General features: G+C 45.7%; 1 pseudogene. It reads left to right on the top strand.

What is annotated here, in order from left to right:
• Positions 1 to 376: pseudogene (locus tag H5300_RS27140) on the top strand (hypothetical protein); the annotation flags it as partial.

Raw genomic sequence — 376 nt, 5'->3', positions numbered from 1 at the left:
TGAGGACGGCTTATCTGATAGCGATGAGCTTACTTATGGGTGGAGCCCAACAAGTGATATTTCTCCAGAGCAAGGCTCACTTGGCGATGCTGATAATGATGGCCTCTTTAATCTTGCTGAAATAGGTCTGGGTCTGAACCCAACTCAAATCGATACTGACGCTGATGGTTGGAGCGACAGTGTTGAAGTTGAACAACATTGGGATGGTTTAGATGCAGGAAGCCCTGGCTACCACCCCAATGATGACACAGATAATGATGGATTAAGCAATCTTGTCGAGTTGGACTTACAAAGTAATTATCTGTCTTCGGATAGCGACAACGATGGCTTAAATGATGGTGTTGAGCATCAGCTTGGCTGGGATGTCTTGGTTGCA

Origin of the sequence: Vibrio sp. SG41-7, from assembly GCF_014164465.1 — a bacterium.
GTDB classification, from domain to species: domain Bacteria; phylum Pseudomonadota; class Gammaproteobacteria; order Enterobacterales; family Vibrionaceae; genus Vibrio; species Vibrio splendidus.
Note: the sequence above shows the minus strand (reverse complement) of the source record. Positions and strands in the feature narration are given on the sequence as shown.